The organism is Citrobacter sp. VF227, from assembly GCF_052950715.1.
Map to the genome: position 1 here is coordinate 1,041,924 of NZ_JBRFVF010000001.1, position 20,613 is coordinate 1,062,536.

Genomic DNA, 20,613 nt, shown 5'->3' on the forward strand with positions numbered 1-20,613 from the left:
CCCCAATTCAAATCACTACTTTCAGGCGAAAAAAAACCGGGCATTACGCCCGGCTCATCGGTGATTAGAAATTAATGTGCTGCTTCGGGCTTGTGCTTTTGTGCACTCTGGAAGCCATAGGTCAGCTCATTTTTCTCTTTATCCAGCGCAACGGTTACCTGACCGCCATCAACCAGCGAACCGAACAGCAATTCGTTAGCCAGTGGTTTTTTCAGGTTATCCTGGACCACACGCGTCATCGGACGTGCGCCCATTGCGCGGTCATAGCCCTTCTCAGCCAGCCAGTCTCGGGCTTCCTGACTCACTTCCAGAGAGACACCTTTCTGATCCAGCTGAACCTGAAGCTCGACGATAAACTTGTCAACAACCTGATGAATCACCTCAGTTGAGAGATGATCGAACCAGATAATGTTATCGAGACGGTTACGGAACTCCGGCGTAAACACTTTTTTGATTTCGCCCATCGCATCAGTACTGTTGTCCTGATGAATCAGCCCAATCGATTTACGCTCGGTTTCACGCACGCCTGCGTTAGTGGTCATGACCAGCACCACGTTGCGGAAATCCGCTTTACGCCCGTTATTGTCGGTCAGCGTACCGTTATCCATCACCTGCAGCAGCAGGTTAAAGACGTCCGGGTGTGCTTTTTCAATCTCATCCAGCAGCAGTACCGCATGCGGATGCTTAATAACTGCATCTGTCAGCAAACCGCCCTGATCGAAACCGACATAGCCCGGAGGCGCACCAATCAGGCGGCTGACGGTATGGCGCTCCATATACTCGGACATATCAAAACGCAGCAGCTCAATGCCGAGTGCTTTGGACAGTTGTACCGTGACCTCGGTCTTACCGACGCCAGTCGGCCCAGCAAACAGGAACGACCCGACCGGTTTATGCTCGTGTCCCAGACCGGCACGGCTCATTTTGATCGCTTCCGTCAGTGCCTCAATGGCTTTGTCTTGTCCGAATACCAGCATTTTCAGGCGGTTGCCCAAAGTTTTCAGCGTATCACGATCGCTTTGCGAAACGCTCTTCTCCGGGATCCGCGCAATGCGGGCCACCACGGACTCGATATCCGCTACGTTGACGGTTTTCTTGCGTTTGCTAACCGGCACTAAACGCGCCCGCGCGCCCGCTTCGTCAATTACGTCAATTGCTTTATCCGGCAGATGACGATCGTTAATATATTTCACCGCCAGTTCGACCGCTGCACGCACCGCTTTGGCAGTGTAACGAACGTCATGGTGTGCTTCGTATTTCGGTTTCAGGCCGTTGATGATCTGCACGGTCTCTTCTACCGACGGCTCAGTGATATCGATTTTCTGGAAACGACGCGCTAACGCACGGTCCTTTTCAAAGATATTGCTGAACTCCTGATAGGTGGTTGAGCCTATCACGCGGATTTTGCCGCTGGAGAGCAACGGTTTGATCAGGTTAGCCGCATCCACCTGGCCGCCCGATGCCGCCCCCGCACCAATGATGGTGTGGATCTCATCAATAAACAGAATGCTGTTAGTATCCTGTTCCAGCTGTTTTAACAGCGCCTTAAAGCGTTTTTCAAAATCGCCGCGGTATTTGGTGCCTGCCAGCAGCGAACCGATATCCAGAGAGTAAAGGGTGCAATCAGCCATGACTTCTGGCACATCTCCCTGGACGATACGCCAGGCGAGACCTTCGGCAATGGCGGTTTTACCGACACCAGACTCTCCCACCAGCAACGGGTTGTTTTTTCTACGACGGCACAGGACCTGAATGGCGCGCTCCAGCTCTTTGTCCCGGCCAATGAGCGGATCAATTCCGCCCACACGGGCAAGCTGGTTAAGGTTAGTCGTGAAGTTCTCCATACGGTCCTCCCCGCCAGCTTGCTCTTCATTATTCGGCTGATTACCAGAGTCAGAAGACTGACTTGGTTCGTCTTTGCGCGTGCCATGAGAAATAAAATTCACCACATCAAGGCGACTCACTTCATGCTTACGCAGCAGATAAGCCGCCTGAGATTCCTGCTCGCTGAAGATGGCGACCAGCACATTCGCGCCAGTAACTTCATTGCGCCCGGAGGACTGAACATGGAAGACCGCACGTTGCAACACGCGCTGAAAACTCAACGTTGGCTGCGTGTCGCGCTCTTCTTCACTGGCAGGCAATACGGGTGTGGTTTGTTCAATGAAGGCTTCAAGTTCCTGACGCAGCGCCACCAGATCCACAGAACACGCTTCCAGCGCTTCGCGGGCCGACGGGTTACTGAGCAAAGCCAGTAACAAGTGCTCGACGGTCATAAACTCATGTCGGTGCTCGCGCGCTCTGGCGAAAGCCATGTTTAAACTGAGTTCCAGTTCTTGATTGAGCATAGGCACCTCCCCCAATATTTATGCCTGCATTCAGGCTTTTTCCAGCGTACACAGCAACGGATGCTCGTTCTCCCTCGCATACTTGTTCACCATCGCAACTTTGGTTTCAGCCACTTCGGCAGTGAATACGCCGCAAATCGCTTTACCTTGATAGTGAACTGCAAGCATCAGTTGCGTTGCACGTTCTACATCATAAGAAAAGAATTTTTGTAACACGTCAATAACAAACTCCATCGGAGTGTAATCATCATTGATTAATATCACTTTATACATAGATGGCGGTTTTAGCGCGTCACGCAATTTATCTTCCGCCAGCAGATCGAAATCCAGCCAGTCGTTCGTCTTACCCATGGTCAGTTGTCATCTTCAGTTACGGTTTCCGGCAGAAAATCTTGCCGCTGACCAGCAGCCTATGCGCACAATCAATCTACCTCAAGTATTAGATAACTATCATCTATTAGTGCCATTCGCGACATCTGTCACATAACCGACAATAGCGTTAACTGCTTCAAATTTTGATGCATTTTTACCCTATTCCGGCTGCCTGGCGCTTGACGCCCCGCCTGATTTCTCTAAATTGTAATTTCGAGAGTTGGCGAGGTTTTGAACAGCCCCCACTCCGCCACCGGTTCATTCCATCTTACTTATATAAGATTTACGAAGGATGTCGAAGTATGGAAACGGGTACTGTTAAGTGGTTCAACAACGCCAAAGGGTTTGGTTTCATCTGCCCCGAAGGCGGCGGCGAAGATATTTTCGCCCATTACTCCACCATTCAGATGGATGGTTACAGAACGCTAAAAGCCGGACAGTCTGTCCAGTTTGATGTCCACCAGGGGCCAAAAGGCAATCATGCCAGTGTCATCGTGCCTGTCATTGAAGCAGAAGCTGTCGCATAAATAACTCTTCTGTTTCATTGTGTACATCCTGCAGTCAAAATGCCAGCCCTTGCGGCTGGCATTTTTATCTCTGTGGCATTATTCCCGCGCCAGAGCATCTACTGGATCCAGCCGCGCGGCATTTCGCGCCGGAAGCCAGCCAAACAAAATCCCGGTCGCGGTCGAGCACAGGAACGCCGTCAACAAAGCTACGGGTGAGAAACCGATTTCCCAGCCGGGCAGGAATAGCTGAAGCGTAAAGGCGATCAGCATCGACAAGCTAATGCCCAACGCGCCGCCAACCAGACACACCAGCACCGCCTCAATTAAGAACTGTTGCAGCACGTCGCTGGCACGTGCGCCAACCGCCATACGAATGCCAATCTCGCGCGTTCGCTCGGTCACCGAAACCAGCATGATGTTCATCACGCCAATCCCACCGACGACCAGTGAAATCACAGCCACCAGTGTCAGGAAGAGTTGTAATGTACGTGTGGTCTTTTCGGCGGTTTTCAAGACACCGTCCATATTCCAGGTGAAGAAATCCTTTTTACCGTGACGCAACGTCAGCAGCCGGGTGAGCTGCTGCTCGGCCTGGGCACTATCATATCCATCCTTCACCCGCACGGTGATCGAGTTCAGCCACGACTGCCCCATAATTCGCCCGGACATAGTGCTGTAGGGCAGCCAGACCCGCAGGATCTTGCTGCTGCCGAACATCGACTGTTTCTCTTCTGCAACGCCAATGACCGTGGCCGGCATATTTCCCACCAGCACGACTTCGCCGACAACTTTCGCTTTATTGGGGAACAACTGGCGCCGGGTATTACTGTCAAGCACAACCACCTGAGCGCGCCCTGCCAGTTGCTCCGCGTTAAAAGTCGTTCCTTCGCTAAACGTCATGCCATAGACGTTGAAATAGTCGCCGCTAACGCCGTTCGCGCTGGCTGCCACGTCAATATTGCCATAACGGAGCCGCAGGTTCTTCGACACCGCTGGCGTAACCGAACTGACCCAGGGCTGTTTCTGTAATGCCGTTAAATCGTCATATTTCAGCGACTGTTGATATTGTGGATCGTCGTCGCCGAAATCTTTGCCAGGATAAATATCGATGGTGTTAGTGCCAATTGCGCGAATATCAGCCAGCACCAGTTGCTTCGCCGCATCGCCTACTACCACTATGGAGACCACGGAAGCAATACCGATGATGATGCCAAGCATGGTCAACAGCGTACGCATTTTATTCGCAGCCATTGCCAGCCAGGCCATGGTCAGCGCTTCACGAAAACCGCTGACAAACTGACTCCAGCCGGACGCCGTTTTCACTGGTGGTTCAGTTATATCGGCTCCGACAGCAGGCTTATGCGACGGTGGATTGCGCACAATTTCGCCGTCACGAATTTCAATGACGCGTTCGGCCTGTGCGGCAACCTGCGGATCGTGCGTGACGATAATCACCGTGTGCCCGCGATCGCGCAGCTGATGCAAAATCGCCATCACCTCTTCGCCAGAATGGCTATCCAGCGCGCCGGTAGGTTCGTCGGCGAGGATCACCTGCCCCCCGTTCATCAGCGCACGCGCAATACTGACTCGCTGCTGCTGTCCACCGGAAAGTTGAGAAGGCTGATAATCAACCCTGTCGCCCAGACCCAGTCGCTGGAGTAATTCCTGCGCACGCGCCATACGCTGCTTACGTTCGGTGCCTGCGTAGACCGCAGGCACCTCAACGTTTTGCGCGGCGGTCAAATGTGACAGCAAATGATAACGCTGGAAGATAAACCCGAAATGCTCGCGACGCAGTTGCGCTAACGCATCGCTATCCAGCGTGGAGACATCGCGTCCTGCAACCCGATACGTACCGCTGGTGGGCTTGTCCAGACAGCCAAGAATGTTCATCAGCGTCGATTTTCCCGATCCCGATGCCCCGACAATCGCCACCATTTCCCCGGCCTGAATGCGCAAGGATACGTCCTTCAACACCTCGACCAGCCCTTCGCCGGACGGGTAGCTGCGGCGGATATTGCTTAGTTCAAGCAATGCCGTCATTTTGCAACTCCTGCGTTGCCCTCGCCGGTGATGACTTCATCCCCCTCTTCCAGCCCTTTCACGATCTCCACATCGGTGTCATTACGCGCACCGATAACCACTTCACGTTCGCGGGTTTCGCCATTACGCAGCAGCCTGACGTTATAACGGTTATTGCCAATAGGATCGCCCAGCGCCGACAGTGGGATCGTCAGAACATTTTTGATATCCGTGAGTTGAATATGAACCTGCGCAGTCATATCCAAACGCAGGATCCCTTTCGGGTTAGGAACTTCGAAGCGAGCATAGTAGAAGATCGCATCATTCACTTTCTCTGGCGTCGGAAGAACATCTTTGAGCGTACCTTCGTAGCGCGTCTGCGGATCGCCGAGGACGGTAAACCAGGCCTTTTGCCCGGCATGCAGATGAATCACATCCGCCTCGGAAACCTGCGCTTTCACCAGCATGGTGCTCATATCTGCCAGCGTCAAAATATTAGGCGCCTGTTGGGCGGCAATAACGGTTTGCCCCTGCAGAGTGGTAATTTGCGTTACTTCGCCAGCCATTGGCGCGACGATGCGGGTGTAGTCAAGGTTGGTTTTGGCGGTATCGAGAGAAGCCTGATTACGTTTAATCTGCGCGTCGATGGTACCGATTTGTGCCTGTTTCACCGCCATCTCGGTCGCTGCCGTATCGAGATCCTGCTGCGAGACCGCCTGGGTTTTTGCCAGCTGTTGCTGACGGGAAAGCGTCACCCGCGCCAGTTTCCACTCAGCTTCAGCCTGTAAACGCTGAGCACGTAATTCCATCAGCGTCGCTTCAACCTCTTTGATCTGGTTTTGCGCCTGTTCAGGATCGATAACACCGAGCAGCTGATCTTTTTTTACTTTATCACCGATCGCAACCGACAGCGTTTTTAACTGCCCACTGACCTGCGCCCCGACATCTACTTTACGCAACGCATCCAGTTTCCCGGTAGCCAGAACGCTTTGCTGCAGATCGCCCGGACGAACAATTAAGGTTTGATACTGAGGTAAAGGCGCATTGAGCGTTCTCCAAAGTGCAATTACTGCCACAATAATGATGATGGCGAAGAGAAAATAGCGCTTTTTGATTTTTCCCTTGAGCTTCATAAATGTCCTGGTTCCCCCAATACGCCCACCAGAGTGGACTGATAAACATCAACACTAAATTAACAGGCGTTGAAAAGTGCAAAGAATAACAGAGTTATTGATGAATGGTTAAGATCCGCTGTGCTGAAATTAGTACTAAGGTATCAATCGGATTTTAATTATGAGTCAGCTAACTGAAGGCACTTTTCTTTCCACTAAACCCATTACCAGCTTTGGCCTTTTTTACCGGCTTAGTAGCGGTCATTTACGCCCCGCCCATTGCTGGGATAAAAGGAGCTTTCGTCGTAAGTTTATCTGGCGCTCATTGTTGATACCTCATCTTACTCAGGAATGGATGACAGAACTCGCCCAATGGCCGGATCTTGAAAACCTGCTATCCCGCCAACCCCGACTGCCGGTGCGTTTACATCGTCCTTACCTTGCCGCAAACTTCACCCGTAAAATGCGTTTAGACGCGGTGCGTTTTCATTATCATGTTATCCGCCACGCATTTTTACCCGCAGAATTTAACGCCTTATTAAGCAATGATGGCTTACAGCTGGCGCAAATTGAAGGCAAAGATGACGACGTATTTAACGTCACCATGATGATGTTGCCGGTACTGGATAAAGAGGGAGAAAGTACCATTCAGGTACAAAATGGCGACGGAGACGTACTGACTAAAATGACGTTTACGTTCTGCGAATATAATGGCAAAAGGACATTATTTATTGGCGGTGTGCAGGGCAATGCGCAACTTCCTCACGAAGCAATACAAAAAGCGACCAAGTCCTGTCACGGGATATTTCCAAAACGTATTGTGATGGAAGCCATTTGCCGGTTAGCAGAACGATTGAATATTGATAATGTTATGGCTGTCAGCAATGAACAGCATATCTTTCGCAGCCAACGCTACCACGATAAAAATAAGGTCATTCATTCCGACTACAACGCATTTTGGGAATCAGTTGGCGGCGAGTGCGACAATCTCGGTTACTACCATATTCCACGCACAATCGCGCGGAAAAGCGAGGCGGAAATTGCCAGTAAAAAACGCGCGGAATACCGCCGTCGCTATCAATTACTGGATGCAATACACGCCCAGCTATCCCAACTATTTCGCCACTAATCCGCTCTGCCGCGTGCCAGCCACAGCACGCGGGAAAACATTTTCCGCAGCAGCGTGGGCACCGCGTCAACGCCGCGCCTTCCGGCTTCCATCGCCACCTCAATAGCCAAATCCGGTTTTGATGAACGGTGAATCGCCTTCGAGATAATTTTGCGCATATTCATGGGCACGTTTTCCGGAATTTGCGCCACTCTGTGAAAGACGTCTGCAAACCCCTGGCGATACATAAAGTGTTCCATGTCCAGCGCGGGAAGCATGGTTAAATGATCGCGCTCTTCTTCTCTGTCGTTATTCAACAAACCGCGCACGGTAGCCGCATACTTTTTCCCGGCCTCATCACCGTCGACCAGCACATGCCACTCAATACCCATCCGACGGGCAAACTTCACCAGCGGCTTCAGGCCGGACTGGGCAAATTCAATAACTTTAATACCTTCCGCATCAAAATGGTGCCCGCACTGGCGAGCCAGTTCATTGATAACCCAGGTTTCCGTTTCACCTTCCACCAGCAGCCAACAGCGGGCAAACAATGACGATGCACGATTAAAACGAATATGAAAGGCAATACGCCGACCGTCTTCAGCGCTGATCCCACCCGGCCCCAGCCGCCAGGCGGCGACGCGAGAGGACTCACGCACCAGACGGACAACGTGTTCCACGGGCGTCAGGGACAGTAGTTCGCCGGAGTTAGTGGTTGCCACCCGCTGCAGAGGGAGTAGATTCAGCAGGTGCCAGGCGACCGACAGCATAATAGGATGTAAACGTGTTTCCGGGTCTTCAACCAGCAGTAAAGGCCGGGCGTCTTTATCCAGTCTCAGCGTTCCTTTAGCTTGCAACAGCGTCGAAAACAGTCCCAACAGGATCACCCGGTGTGTGCGTCCGCCAGGTTTATCAATCATACGGTTAATAATATCCAGATAGCGCCAGCTACGTTGTTCGTTATTGGAACGACGACGCATCAGCCGATAGCGTGCCTGGCCAGAACCCTGCTCAGAAAAGTAATGTTCCAGCAGTTGTACCATGGCCGATAGCCCCTGACGTATTTGCCCATCGGTCAGGTTTTGCGGTCGGGTAGCCAATTCGCGCGCCAGAAAATCCAGTTGCCGCGCTGTCACTTCGATTTCCGCTGAATCCGGCACCGTACCGTTGCGGATCCGTCGCATAAAACGGGCATCGCGCAAGCGCAATACCGGCATCAAACGCACGAGGTGTCGCGCCTGATCGTTAATATCGTCGAGGGTTAGCGGATGGCCCTCGCCGTCAAGAAAACTGCGTAACGTCAGAACGCTACCGTCATCAGCACACTCACCTTCCAGACGATAGAAAATACGGTGATAGCCATCCTGGCACGGCGTCCAGCAGGCTTCCAGAGGACGATAGCGACGCACCCGATGACGGCCCGGCTGAGACTCACGAAACGTCAGGATAATATGCAAATGATGTTCCCGGCCCTGTATATCGCCCGGTGGGAACCAGAAATCTTCGCGGTCAAAGTGGTACAAATCAGTTTCCGGCGACAGCAACAAGGTTAAGGCATCCAGCAGACTGGACTTACCCCACGCGTTCTCACCAATCAGCACGTTGCTCTGCTCCAGCATCAGTGACAGACGGTTAATACCACGAAATCCAACAATCTCAACGCGTTCGAGAATCATATAGCCTCCGGAAATGCTAACTTTTTCCTTCAAGTTATCAGGAGTATAACGGCAAGCGGCGCTCAGGACACCCGATATCATCAGGAGGTTAATCGTAGGACCCCATAATATAAGAATATTCTTCTTATGTTTTCCCTTGAATATTATTTCCGGACTCAATCATCGTCTTTTGTTAATTGAACTATGCTTCATTCATCCAATATTCAAAAAGGAATCACAACATATTGCCTTAAATCAAATTTTTTCATCAATTTAACTGGCGAAGGGATGATGTTTTTTTCTAAAATACCCGCTCTTTCATCATCGTCCCTTTTAGCGATGAATTACCGGGCGAGAAACACGAACCCGGAACTTTTAATTGAGGTGGTTATGTTCAGGAAATTAGCAGCCGAATTCTTCGGTACGTTTTGGCTCGTCTTTGGTGGGTGCGGCAGTGCAGTTTTGGCAGCCGCATTCCCGGAGTTGGGTATTGGGTTTGTCGGTGTGGCATTGGCGTTTGGTCTGACCGTACTGACTATGGCATTCGCGGTAGGACATATTTCTGGTGGACACTTTAACCCAGCGGTAACCTTCGGTTTATGGGCTGGCGGCCGATTCCCGGCAAAAGACGTTATTGGTTACGTTATTGCTCAGGTTGTTGGCGGTATTGTTGCCGCTGCGGCTCTGTATCTTATTGCCAGCGGTAAAGCGGGTTTTGATGCAACAACCAGTGGTTTTGCCTCGAACGGCTTTGGTGAACATTCTCCGGGCGGCTATTCCATGCTTTCTGCCGTAGTGATTGAAATTATTCTGACTGCTGGTTTCTTATTAGTGATCCACGGCGCGACCGATAAACATGCTCCGGCAGGTTTTGCCCCCATTGCAATTGGTCTGGCGTTAACCTTGATCCACTTGATCAGTATTCCGGTTACCAACACGTCGGTGAACCCGGCGCGTAGTACCGCTGTCGCCATCTTCCAGGGCGGCTGGGCATTACAACAATTGTGGTTCTTCTGGGTTATGCCGATTATCGGTGGGGTCCTCGGCGGTCTTATTTACCGCACTCTGCTGGAAAAACGCGATTAATCGCTAACAAAAAAGGCCTGGCGCAAGTCAGGTCTTTTTTATCCTCTCTATATTTCCTTTTATTTGCAACTTTACTCCCCTCTTTGCTTTGAGTAGTGTGTGCTGGCGCATTTCGTCTTACTTCTCAGCAAGGATCTGATTTTCATGTTTTCAGGGCTGTTAATCATTCTGGTTCCCCTTATTGTGGGCTACCTTATTCCGCTTCGGCACAGGGCTGCATTAAAACTCATCAATCGCCTGTTAAGCTGGATCGTTTACCTTATTCTCTTTTTTATGGGTATCAGTCTGGCGTTTCTGGATAATCTCGCCAGCAATCTGTTAGCCATTCTTCATTATTCTGCCGTCAGCGTGACGGTCATTTTGCTGTGTAATATTGCCGCACTGTTCTGGCTGGAGCGCTCGCTGCCCTGGCGACACAATCATAAGCAAGAAAAGCTACCTTCGCGAATCGCAATGGCGTTGGAGTCTCTCCAGCTGTGTGGCGTTGTCGTCGTGGGTTTCCTGCTCGGCCTCACCGGTATTTCCATTCTGCAGCACGCCACCGAAGCCAGCGAATATACGCTCATATTTTTACTGTTCCTCGTGGGTATTCAACTGCGCAACAGCGGCATGACCTTAAAGCAAATCGTGCTGAATCGCCGGGGGATGATTGTGGCGGTGGTCGTCGTTGCCAGTTCGATGTTGGCGGGGGTTATCAATGCGTTGATTCTCGACCTGCCGATGAAAACCGCGCTGGCGATGGCATCAGGTTTTGGTTGGTACTCCCTGTCCGGTATTCTGTTGACCGAATCGTTCGGACCGGTGATTGGTAGCGCCGCTTTCTTTAACGATCTGGGTCGAGAACTGATCGCTATTATGTTGATTCCAGGCCTGGTCGGTCGCAGCCGCTCTACCGCGTTAGGGCTATGTGGCGCGACATCAATGGATTTCACCCTGCCCGTATTACAACGTAGCGGCGGTCTGGAAATGGTTCCCGCAGCCATCGTTCACGGCTTTATCCTGAGTCTGTTAGTGCCTCTGTTGATGGCCTTTTTCTCCGCCTGATACACAGACAAATACCTCTCTGGCGGTAGTCAGCTACCGCCAAAATTGCGCTAAATCAATCTCCCTGCAAGTTGTAGCAGAAATCTCTTTTATCCCTTCGCGCACAGGCATAACCTCAAACATGTATATCAAATATAACTTTAAAAGGTGTGACCATGTTTTGTGTGCAATGTGAACAAACCATCCGTACTCCGGCAGGAAACGGCTGCTCTTACGCGCAGGGTATGTGCGGTAAAACGGCCGAAACCTCCGATTTGCAGGATCTGCTGATTGCTGCCCTACAAGGTCTGTCTGCATGGGCTGTTAAAGCACGTGAATACGGCATCATCGACCATGAGGTTGATAACTTTGCGCCGCGTGCATTCTTCTCCACGCTGACTAACGTAAACTTCGATTCCCCGCGTATTGTTGGCTATGCCCGTGAAGCTATCGCCATGCGCGATGCCCTGAAAGCACAATGCCTGAATATCGACGCGAACGCAGCGGTCGCTAACCCGATGGCCGATCTACAACTGGTCAGCGACGATCTGGGCGACCTGCAACGTCAGGCGGCTGAATTTACCCCAAATAAAGATAAAGCAGCCATTGGCGAGAACATTCTCGGCCTGCGTCTGCTGTGCTTGTACGGCCTGAAAGGTGCCGCTGCCTATATGGAACATGCGCACGTTCTCGGCCAATACGACAACGCTATTTACGCGCAGTACCACAAAATCATGGCGTGGTTGGGTACCTGGCCTTCCGATATGAACGCTCTGCTGGAGTGCTCAATGGAAATCGGCCAGATGAACTTCAAAGTGATGAGCATCCTGGATGCTGGTGAAACCACGAAATATGGCCACCCGACCCCGACTCAGGTCAACGTTAAAGCAACCGAAGGTAAATGTATTCTGATCTCCGGCCACGACCTGAAAGATCTGTACAACCTGCTTGAGCAAACCGAAGGGACCGGCGTGAACGTCTATACCCACGGTGAAATGCTGCCGGCGCACGGCTACCCGGAACTGCGTAAGTTCAAACACCTGATCGGTAACTACGGCAGCGGCTGGCAGAATCAGCAGGTTGAATTCGCCCGCTTCCCAGGTCCAATCGTGATGACCTCTAACTGCATCATCGACCCAACCGTTGGCGCTTACGATGACCGTATCTGGACGCGTAGCATCGTCGGCTGGCCAGGTGTGAGCCACCTTGAAGGTGACGATTTCGGTCCGGTTATTGCTCAGGCGCAACAGATGGCTGGCTTCCCGTATAGCGAAATTCCGCACCTGATCACCGTTGGTTTCGGTCGCCAGACCCTGCTGGGTGCTGCTGATACGCTGATTGACCTGGTCAGCCGTGAAAAACTGCGTCATATCTTCCTGGTGGGCGGTTGTGACGGCGCACGCGGCGAACGTAACTACTTCACCGACTTCGCGACCAGCGTGCCAGACGACTGCCTAATCCTGACCCTGGCCTGTGGTAAATACCGTTTCAACAAACTGGATTTCGGTGATATTGAAGGTCTGCCGCGTCTGGTGGATGCCGGTCAGTGTAACGATGCTTACTCTGCCATCATCCTGGCGGTAACCCTGGCTGAGAAACTGGGTTGTGGCGTGAACGATCTGCCGCTGTCTCTGGTGCTCTCCTGGTTCGAACAGAAAGCGATTGTTATTCTGCTGACCCTACTGTCGCTTGGCGTGAAAAATATCGTTACTGGCCCGACTGCACCTGGTTTCTTCACGCCAGACCTGCTGGCAGTGCTCAACGAGAAGTTTGGTCTGCGTTCCGTAACCACTGTTGAAGAAGACATGAAGCAACTGCTGAGCGCGTAAGGAGTAAAGAATGACAATGCCAACTCATCAGTGCCCATGGCGGATGCAGGTTCATCACATCCATCAGGAAACGCCGGATGTATGGACAATTTCGTTGCTGTGCCACGACTATTATCCGTACCGCGCCGGGCAGTATGCACTGGTCAGCGTACGTAATTCAGCGGACACGCTGCGTGCTTACACTCTTTCTTCGACGCCGGGCGTTAGCGAATATATTACGCTGACTATCCGCCGGATTGACGAGGGTGCAGGTTCACAGTGGCTGACCCGCGACGTGAAGCGCGGCGACTATATCTGGCTGTCCGATGCCATGGGTGAATTCACCTGTGAAGATAAAGCAGAAGACAAGTTCCTGATGCTGGCAGCCGGCTGCGGCGTTACGCCAATCATGTCAATGCGTCGCTGGTTGGCAAAATACCGCCCGCAGGTTGATGTGCAGGTGATCTTTAACGTTCGTTCGCCGCAGGATGTCATTTTTGCTGACGAATGGCATGAATATCCGGTGACGATAGTCGCTGAAAACAACGCCACTCACGGCTTTGTTTCTGGTCGACTGACTACCGAACTGCTGCAAAGCGTGCCAGATCTGACTTCGCGTACGGTAATGACCTGCGGCCCGGCGCCGTATATGGATCTGGTCGAAAAAGAAGTGAAAGCGCTGGGCGTGACGCGCTTCTTTAAAGAGCAGTTCTTCACCCCAGTGGCAGAAGCTGCCACCAGTGGTCTGAAGTTCACCAAACTGCAGCCGGCGAAAGCGTTTTTCGCGCCGGTGGGTAGCACGCTGCTGGAAGCACTGGAAAGCAATAAAGTCCCGGTTGTCGCTGCCTGTCGTGCGGGCGTTTGCGGCTGCTGCAAAACCAAAGTGCTTGACGGTAACTACACGGTCAGCAGCACCATGACGCTGACCGACGCGGAAATCGCTGAAGGGTATGTGCTGGCCTGCTCCTGTCATCCGCAGGGTGATTTAGTGCTGGCGTAATTCGCTGACCTCTGATGTACAAAAGGCTGCCAGGCTCAACCGGGTAGCCTTTTTTTATGCTGACAGGCGCTGCAAAATTCCGATTTTCCCCCGCTTCGACAAAATTCTTCCTTCATCCCACAATTTATCGACCACACTTACTCTGCACTGATTAAGCAATATTCCCGACTACCACGTCGAACTTTCTACAAGGACCCCCATGAAAAAAGTGGCCATCGTCGGCGTCGGTCCCACCGGAATCTATACGCTTCATGCCCTGGTGGAACGTGGTGAACCGCTGGAAATAGAGCTTTATGAGCAAGCTGAGGAAGCAGGCGTCGGCATGCCTTACAACAGCGACAACAACGCAGACTTCATGCTGGCAAATATAGCCAGCATTGAGATCCCACCGATTTATATCAGTTATCTGACGTGGCTACAGAATCAAAGTGATGACTATCTGGCGCAGTTTAGGATTGAACGGACGTCTCTGCATGAACGGCAATTTTTACCCCGCGTGATCCTCGGTGACTATTATCGCGATCGTTTATTCGCTATCGTCGAGAAAGCGCGAGGCTCAGGCTTCACGATTAGCATAAACGAATCAAGCGAAGTCACCGACCTGCGCGCAAACCCGAATGGCGTCTCGCTGTGGATCAATCATGCTTCACAGCCAGTCGAGGTGGATTTCGCCGCCATTGCCACCGGTCATCTGTGGCCTGAAACGGATGTACAGACGCGGAAGTTTTTCCCCTGTCCGTGGACCGGTCTGATGGATGTACAGATTAGCGCTTGCCGGGTGGGAATTCTTGGCACCTCGCTCAGCGCGATTGACGCGGCGATGGCCGTGGCCTGCCAACACGGAGCCTTCACTACCGGGGCTGATAACGCACTCAAGTTTATCTGTAAATCCGACAGCCAAAGCCTGAAGCTGACCCTGATGTCGCGCAGCGGCGTGCTGCCTGAAGCGGATTTTTACTGCCCTCTGCCCTATGAATCGTTGAATATCGCAACGCCAGAAGCAATTGAAGACGCCATTGCCCGTGGGCAAAAAGGATTACTGGACCGTATTTTCCGGATTATTGCGCAACAATTACAAGATGCCGCTCCACAGTGGAGTCGAGAGATAGCACTTGAGGAACTTAATGCCGATACATTCCCAGAGGCCTACTTTGCCGACAGGCTCGAGCACGATCCTTTTGAATGGGCGAAGCGCAACCTGATTGAAGTGGAACGCAACAAACAAGAACAGCGTACCGTCGCGTGGCGCTATACCCTGCTACGACTACACGAGGTTATCGAAGAGATCGTCCCACATCTTGATCCGCTTGATGAAAAACGCTTTAAGCGAGGACTGGCGCGCGTATTTATTGATAACTATGCGGCAATCCCTTCTGAATCAGTACGCCGACTGCTGGCGCTCCACGACGCCGGACTGATTGAGATCCTCACACTTGGTGCGGATTATGAGCGCACGAATGAACAGGAAATGACGGTAATTTATCACCACGGTCGACGCAGCGAATTTGATGTGTTTATTGACGCCCGAGGGCAGCGGGCATTGCAGAGCAAAGATATCCCTTTCCCAACGTTACGCGCTCAGTTGCTGGCCTGTGGCGATAAGATCCCGGATATCGGTGAAGATTACACGCTGCAAGCGCCGGAAAATGCCCGCAATCGCATTGCCTTTGGCGGGCTGCCGTGGTTGATGCACGATCGTCCCTTTATTCAGGGTCTGGTGGTCAGCGCTGAGATAGGCGCCGCGATGGCAAAGGCACTGACGCAACGTGCGCAAAGGCGTCGGCACAATCTGTGGGACACTGGCGAGCTGGATGAGTAAATGGATTTAATGGCGAGGCGGGCAAAATGTTAACGCGTTGCTGCCTCAGTATTGACGCTCAGATAGCAAACTACCGCCAGGTCGAATTCCCGGCAATGGAAAAAAGCCCGGGAAACCTTTCGCTATCAGCATGCCGCTGATGCCATCAATACCCGCGAACAGTTTATGCAGCCCATGAAACAGCATCAGTCCACCGACAGCAAGGCGTAACAAAAACTTGCCAAAACCCGCATGATCCCGCATCCAGTTAACTGTATTTAATAGTTTTATAACCATTTGAATTTATTACTTGTTTCACTATGTGCAATTAACAAACTACAGTTAATACAGATTAAATGAAACCTGCCGGAAATAAGGGGTAATGAGAAGCATAACGATTATCTTCATCTAAACTTGTAACCGGTATCACATCAGAGGAGAAGGAAAACCATGAAACAAACGGTTGCCGCTTTTATTGCTAAAACACTCGAACAAGCTGGCGTAAAACGCATTTGGGGTGTAACGGGTGACTCACTCAATGGCCTTAGTGACAGCCTTAATCGTATGGGAACAATTGACTGGATGCCAACCCGTCATGAAGAGGTTGCGGCCTTCGCCGCGGGCGCTGAAGCACAGTTATCAGGCGAGCTGGCTGTCTGCGCAGGCTCGTGTGGACCCGGAAACTTGCACCTGATCAACGGCCTGTTTGATTGCCACCGCAACCACGTCCCGGTGCTGGCGATTGCCGCGCATATTCCATCCAGTGAAATAGGCAGCGGTTATTTTCAGGAGACCCACCCGCAAGAGTTGTTCCGTGAATGTAGCCACTATTGCGAGCTGGTGTCCAGCCCTGAGCAGATCCCCCAGGTGTTAGCTATAGCTATGCGTAAAGCGGTGCTCAACCGTGGCGTCTCCGTGGTGGTATTACCCGGCGACGTGGCGCTGAAGCCCGCCCCTGAAAGCGCCACCACGCACTGGTACCATGCGCCGCTCCCGGTAGTCACCCCGGAAGAGGAAGAGCTGAGAAAACTGGCGCAACTGCTGCGCTACTCCAGCAATATCGCCCTGATGTGCGGCAGCGGCTGCGCCGGTGCGCATAAAGAGCTGGTTGAGTTTGCGGCTAAGATCAAAGCCCCGATCGTGCACGCTCTGCGCGGGAAAGAGCATGTTGAGTACGACAACCCTTACGACGTGGGTATGACCGGGTTAATTGGCTTTTCATCCGGCTTCCATACCATGATGAATGCCGACACGCTGATTTTGCTCGGCACCCAGTTCCCCTATCGCCCGTTCTATCCCACCGACGCCAAGATTATTCAGATTGATATCAACCCTGCAAGCATTGGTGCGCACAGTAAAGTTGATATGGCGCTGGTAGGCGATATTAAATCCACCCTCCGCGCCCTGCTGCCTTTGGTGGAAGAAAAAACCGAGCGGCAGTTCCTGGATAAAGCGCTGGAACATTATCGCGAAGCACGCAAAGGGCTGGATGATTTAGCCAAACCCAGTGATAAAGCCATTCATCCGCAATATTTGGCACAACAAATCAGCCACTTCGCCGCTGACGACGCCATCTTCACTTGCGACGTGGGCACACCAACGGTTTGGGCGGCGCGCTATCTGAAAATGAACGGCAAACGCCGCCTGATCGGCTCCTTTAACCACGGGTCGATGGCCAATGCCATGCCGCAGGCACTCGGCGCACAAGCGACTGAACCGGGACGTCAGGTCATCGCCATGTGTGGTGACGGCGGCTTTAGCATGCTGATGGGCGATTTTCTGTCGGTGGTACAAATGAAATTGCCGGTGAAAATTATTGTCTTCAACAACAGCGTGCTGGGATTTGTAGCGATGGAGATGAAGGCTGGTGGTTATCTGACCGACGGCACCGAACTGCACGACACGAATTTCGCGCGGATTGCCGAGGCCTGTGGTATCACGGGCATTCGCGTGGAGAAATCTTCAGAGGTTGATGAGGCGCTGCAAAGGGCGATGTCAATTGACGGTCCGGTGCTGGTCGATGTGGTGGTGGCAAAAGAAGAGCTGGCGATCCCGCCGCAGATCAAGCTCGAACAAGCCAAAGGTTTTAGCCTGTATATGCTGCGCGCTATCATCAGCGGACGCGGTGATGAAGTGATCGAACTGGCGAAAACTAACTGGCTCAGGTAAAACATCCTTATTAAACCACACACAAAATCATTCATGATGCATCAAGGCGGCAAGCCCGAAAATCCCAGGAGCATAGGAATACTATGTGACTGGGGTTTGAGGGTGCGGCCAACGGCGAGGCAGCTTGAAGGATGAAGTGTAATAAGGAGATACCATGATTGATTTACGCAGTGATACTGTCACCCGACCCAGTCGCGCCATGCTCGAAGAGATGATGGCCGCCCCGGTCGGGGACGACGTCTACGGTGATGACCCTACCGTCAATGCCCTCCAGCAATACGCAGCCGAGCTTTCTGGTAAAGAAGCCGCAATTTTCTTACCTACCGGCACTCAGGCGAACCTGGTGGCCCTGCTCAGCCATTGTCAGCGCGGCGAAGAGTATATCGCCGGTCAGGGCGCGCATAACTATCTCTACGAAGCGGGTGGCGCAGCGGTGCTCGGCAGCATTCAACCGCAACCTATCGATGCCGCGCCGGATGGCTCCCTGCCGCTGGACAAAGTGGCAGCAAAAATCAAAGCAGACGATATCCATTTTGCCCGCACCCGTCTGCTCAGTCTGGAAAACACACATAACGGCAAAGTACTGCCGCGTGAATATCTGAAAGAGGCCTGGGAATTCACCCGGGAGCGCAACCTTGCCCTGCACGTCGACGGCGCGCGTATTTTTAACGCCATCGTCGCCTATGGCTGTGAGCTTAAAGATGTCACACAATACTGCGACTCGTTCACCATTTGTCTTTCCAAAGGTCTGGGAACGCCGGTAGGCTCGCTGCTGGTCGGCAGCCACGAGTACATCAAGCGTGCCATTCGCTGGCGAAAAATGACCGGCGGCGGAATGCGCCAGGCTGGTATTCTGGCGGCGGCCGGGCTGTATGCGTTGAAAAATAACGTGGCGCGTTTGCAGGAAGACCATGACAACGCTGCCTGGATGGCTGAACAGCTGCGCGAAGCAGGTGCGGACGTCATGCGCCACGACACCAACATGCTGTTTGTTCGCGTTGGCGAAGAGCACGCTGCCGCGCTGGGCGAATACATGAAAGCACAAGGCGTGCTGATTAACGCCTCGCCGATTGTGCGCCTGGTGATGCATCTGGACGTATCGCGTGAACAACTTGCTGAAGTCGTCGCCCACTGGCGCGCTTTTTTAACCCGCTAAGGAGATAGGTGTGCCGCAACGGATTTTGGTTCTTGGCGCCAGTGGCTACATTGGTCAGCATCTGGTAAAGGCACTCAGCCAACAAGGGCATCAGGTGCTGGCTGCGGCACGCCGCATTGAACGGCTGGAAAAGCAGCAACTGGCCAACGTCAGTTGCCATAAGATCGATTTAAACTGGCCAGATAATCTTGCGCCGCTGCTGATCGGTGTTGATACGGTCTATTATCTGGTCCACGGTATGGGTGAAGGCGGTGATTTTATCGCCCACGAACGCCAGGTGGCGATGAACGTACGCGATGCGCTACGTAATACCCCAGTCAAACAGCTTATTTTCCTGAGCTCATTGCAAGCTCCCCGGCATGAACAATCCGATCATCTGCGTGCGCGGCAAATAACCGCCGATACCCTGCGTGAATCAGGCGTACCGATGACGGAATTGCGTGCTGGCATCATCGTCGGGGCAGGTTCCGCTGCCTTTGAAGTGATGCGCGACATGGTCTACAACCTGCCGGTACTCACTCCTCCACGTTGGGTGCGTTCGCGAACAACACCTATCGCGCTGGAGAATTTGATGTACTACCTGGTGGCGCTGTTGGATCATCCCACACAACATAACCGCGTACTCGAAGCCGCCGGACCGCAGGTGTTGAGCTATCAGGAGCAGTTCGAACATTTTATGGCGGTCAGCGGTAAACATCGCCTGCTGATCCCCATTCCCTTTCCTACCCGCTGGATTTCGGTCTGGTTTTTAAACGTCATTACGTCGGTGCCGCCGACCACGGCAAAAGCACTGATCCAGGGCTTAAAACACGACCTGTTGGCCGATGACACCGAATTACGTGCGTTGATCCCGCAAAAGCTCATTGCTTTTGATGACGCGGTACGCAGCACGTTGAAGGAAGAGGAAAAGCTGGTCAACTCCAGCGACTGGGGTTACGACGCACAGGCGTTTGCCCGCTGGCGTCCTGAATATGGCTATTTCGCCAAACAGGCTGGCTTTAGCGTCGAAACCTCCGCCAGCAAAAAAGCGCTGTGGCAGGTCGTGAATCGACTTGGCGGCAAAGAAGGCTACTTCTTTGGCAATATTTTATGGAAAACGCGTGCGGCGTTAGATCTGTTGGTCGGCCATAAGCTCGCTAAAGGCCGACCGCAACACCCGCTGTTACAAGTTGGCGATACTGTCGATAGCTGGAAAGTTATCATTGTTGAACCCGAGAAACAGCTGACGCTGCTGTTTGGAATGAAAGCGCCAGGTTTGGGTCGCCTGAGCTTCACGCTGGAAGATAAAGGCGATCACCGACGCATTGATGTACGCGCCTGGTGGCATCCACACGGCATGCCAGGTCTCTTCTACTGGTTGTTGATGATTCCAGCCCATCTGTTTATTTTCAGAGGTATGGCGAAGCGTATTGCCAAACTTGCAGAACAAATCACAGACTAATGCGAA

At 52.5% G+C, this 20,613-nt stretch carries 15 protein-coding genes and 1 pseudogene; 10 read left to right on the forward strand and 6 right to left on the reverse strand.

The window, feature by feature from the left end; translation table 11 throughout:
* Positions 1–71: 71 nt before the first annotated feature.
* Together clpA and clpS are read right to left on the reverse strand one after the other, a co-directional pair.
* Positions 72–2,348, reverse strand: a complete 2,277-nt coding sequence (clpA, locus tag ACU8YC_RS05200) for an ATP-dependent Clp protease ATP-binding subunit ClpA (RefSeq protein ID WP_187253378.1) — start codon at positions 2,346–2,348, stop codon at positions 72–74.
* Positions 2,349–2,378: 30 nt separating this feature from the next.
* Entirely contained in the window at positions 2,379–2,699 is a 321-nt protein-coding gene (clpS, locus tag ACU8YC_RS05205; protein ID WP_151219778.1) for an ATP-dependent Clp protease adapter ClpS, read from the reverse strand.
* A gap of 323 nt (positions 2,700–3,022) precedes the next feature.
* Between clpS and cspD the strand changes: the two genes are divergently transcribed.
* Positions 3,023–3,247, forward strand: a complete 225-nt coding sequence (cspD, locus tag ACU8YC_RS05210; RefSeq protein ID WP_003036813.1) for a cold shock-like protein CspD — start codon at positions 3,023–3,025, stop codon at positions 3,245–3,247.
* A 78-nt stretch (positions 3,248–3,325) separates the two neighbouring features.
* Here the strand turns inward: cspD and macB are convergent, their stop codons facing one another.
* Entirely contained in the window at positions 3,326–5,272 is a 1,947-nt protein-coding gene (gene macB, locus ACU8YC_RS05215; RefSeq protein ID WP_446895088.1) for a macrolide ABC transporter ATP-binding protein/permease MacB, read from the reverse strand.
* Complete coding sequence (gene macA, locus ACU8YC_RS05220) at positions 5,269–6,384, reverse strand: macrolide transporter subunit MacA (protein WP_187253379.1); 1,116 nt, start codon at positions 6,382–6,384, stop codon at positions 5,269–5,271. Before macA ends, macB begins: the two co-directional genes overlap by 4 nt.
* A 160-nt stretch (positions 6,385–6,544) precedes the next feature.
* On the opposite strand from macA, the gene ACU8YC_RS05225 reads away from it, so the two are divergent.
* Positions 6,545–7,492: a VirK/YbjX family protein gene (locus ACU8YC_RS05225; RefSeq protein ID WP_187253380.1), complete on the forward strand. Its 948-nt coding sequence runs from the start codon at positions 6,545–6,547 to the stop codon at positions 7,490–7,492.
* Here the strand turns inward: ACU8YC_RS05225 and ACU8YC_RS05230 are convergent.
* The gene (locus ACU8YC_RS05230; RefSeq protein ID WP_151224705.1) at positions 7,489–9,147 is read right to left on the reverse strand and encodes an ATP-dependent endonuclease; all 1,659 of its coding nucleotides are present in this window, start codon (positions 9,145–9,147) and stop codon (positions 7,489–7,491) included. The two genes, ACU8YC_RS05225 and ACU8YC_RS05230, sit on opposite strands and share 4 nt — an antisense overlap.
* 369 nt (positions 9,148–9,516) lie before the next feature.
* Between ACU8YC_RS05230 and aqpZ the strand changes: the two genes are divergently transcribed.
* The 5 genes from aqpZ to ACU8YC_RS05255 all read left to right on the forward strand — a co-directional run bounded on the left by aqpZ (position 9,517) and on the right by ACU8YC_RS05255 (position 15,862).
* Complete coding sequence (gene aqpZ, locus ACU8YC_RS05235) at positions 9,517–10,212, forward strand: aquaporin Z (protein ID WP_151219783.1); 696 nt, start codon at positions 9,517–9,519, stop codon at positions 10,210–10,212.
* 144 nt (positions 10,213–10,356) lie between these two features.
* Complete coding sequence (locus ACU8YC_RS05240) at positions 10,357–11,256, forward strand: lysine exporter LysO family protein (RefSeq protein ID WP_151219784.1); 900 nt, start codon at positions 10,357–10,359, stop codon at positions 11,254–11,256.
* Positions 11,257–11,411: 155 nt separating this feature from the next.
* Positions 11,412–13,064, forward strand: coding sequence for a hydroxylamine reductase (gene hcp, locus ACU8YC_RS05245; protein ID WP_151224706.1), 1,653 nt, complete (start codon positions 11,412–11,414; stop codon positions 13,062–13,064).
* 10 nt (positions 13,065–13,074) lie between these two features.
* Complete coding sequence (gene hcr, locus ACU8YC_RS05250) at positions 13,075–14,043, forward strand: NADH oxidoreductase (RefSeq protein ID WP_446895089.1); 969 nt, start codon at positions 13,075–13,077, stop codon at positions 14,041–14,043.
* A gap of 199 nt (positions 14,044–14,242) precedes the next feature.
* Positions 14,243–15,862 (forward strand): FAD-NAD(P)-binding protein, encoded by a 1,620-nt coding sequence (locus ACU8YC_RS05255; RefSeq protein ID WP_446895090.1) that lies wholly within the window; start codon positions 14,243–14,245, stop codon positions 15,860–15,862.
* Between the two features lie 102 nt (positions 15,863–15,964).
* Here the strand turns inward: ACU8YC_RS05255 and ACU8YC_RS05260 are convergent.
* Positions 15,965–16,138: pseudogene (locus ACU8YC_RS05260) on the reverse strand (DoxX family membrane protein); the annotation flags it as partial.
* 153 nt (positions 16,139–16,291) lie between these two features.
* On the opposite strand from ACU8YC_RS05260, the gene poxB reads away from it, so the two are divergent.
* The 3 genes from poxB (at position 16,292) to ACU8YC_RS05275 (ending at position 20,607) form a co-directional block, all read left to right on the forward strand.
* Positions 16,292–18,010, forward strand: a complete 1,719-nt coding sequence (poxB, locus tag ACU8YC_RS05265; RefSeq protein WP_151219788.1) for a ubiquinone-dependent pyruvate dehydrogenase — start codon at positions 16,292–16,294, stop codon at positions 18,008–18,010.
* A 154-nt stretch (positions 18,011–18,164) separates the two neighbouring features.
* Positions 18,165–19,166 (forward strand): low-specificity L-threonine aldolase, encoded by a 1,002-nt coding sequence (gene ltaE, locus ACU8YC_RS05270; RefSeq protein WP_061067664.1) that lies wholly within the window; start codon positions 18,165–18,167, stop codon positions 19,164–19,166.
* A gap of 10 nt (positions 19,167–19,176) precedes the next feature.
* On the forward strand, positions 19,177–20,607 hold the full coding sequence (locus ACU8YC_RS05275; protein ID WP_187253386.1) for an SDR family oxidoreductase: 1,431 nt from the start codon (positions 19,177–19,179) through the stop codon (positions 20,605–20,607).
* The last annotated feature ends 6 nt before the right edge of the window (positions 20,608–20,613 follow it).

Bases quoted from the DNA above. Each gene is read 5' to 3' on its own strand.
- clpA (WP_187253378.1), bottom strand. From the start codon at position 2,348: ATGCTCAATCAAGAACTGGAACTCAGTTTAAACATGGCTTTCGCCAGA.
- poxB (WP_151219788.1), top strand. From the start codon at position 16,292: ATGAAACAAACGGTTGCCGCTTTTATTGCTAAAACACTCGAACAAGCT.
- hcp (WP_151224706.1), top strand. From the start codon at position 11,412: ATGTTTTGTGTGCAATGTGAACAAACCATCCGTACTCCGGCAGGAAAC.
- ltaE (WP_061067664.1), top strand. From the start codon at position 18,165: ATGATTGATTTACGCAGTGATACTGTCACCCGACCCAGTCGCGCCATG.
- cspD (WP_003036813.1), top strand. From the start codon at position 3,023: ATGGAAACGGGTACTGTTAAGTGGTTCAACAACGCCAAAGGGTTTGGT.
- aqpZ (WP_151219783.1), top strand. From the start codon at position 9,517: ATGTTCAGGAAATTAGCAGCCGAATTCTTCGGTACGTTTTGGCTCGTC.
- ACU8YC_RS05230 (WP_151224705.1), bottom strand. From the start codon at position 9,147: ATGATTCTCGAACGCGTTGAGATTGTTGGATTTCGTGGTATTAACCGT.
- hcr (WP_446895089.1), top strand. From the start codon at position 13,075: ATGACAATGCCAACTCATCAGTGCCCATGGCGGATGCAGGTTCATCAC.
- macA (WP_187253379.1), bottom strand. From the start codon at position 6,384: ATGAAGCTCAAGGGAAAAATCAAAAAGCGCTATTTTCTCTTCGCCATC.
- macB (WP_446895088.1), bottom strand. From the start codon at position 5,272: ATGACGGCATTGCTTGAACTAAGCAATATCCGCCGCAGCTACCCGTCC.
- ACU8YC_RS05225 (WP_187253380.1), top strand. From the start codon at position 6,545: ATGAGTCAGCTAACTGAAGGCACTTTTCTTTCCACTAAACCCATTACC.
- ACU8YC_RS05255 (WP_446895090.1), top strand. From the start codon at position 14,243: ATGAAAAAAGTGGCCATCGTCGGCGTCGGTCCCACCGGAATCTATACG.
- clpS (WP_151219778.1), bottom strand. From the start codon at position 2,699: ATGGGTAAGACGAACGACTGGCTGGATTTCGATCTGCTGGCGGAAGAT.
- ACU8YC_RS05240 (WP_151219784.1), top strand. From the start codon at position 10,357: ATGTTTTCAGGGCTGTTAATCATTCTGGTTCCCCTTATTGTGGGCTAC.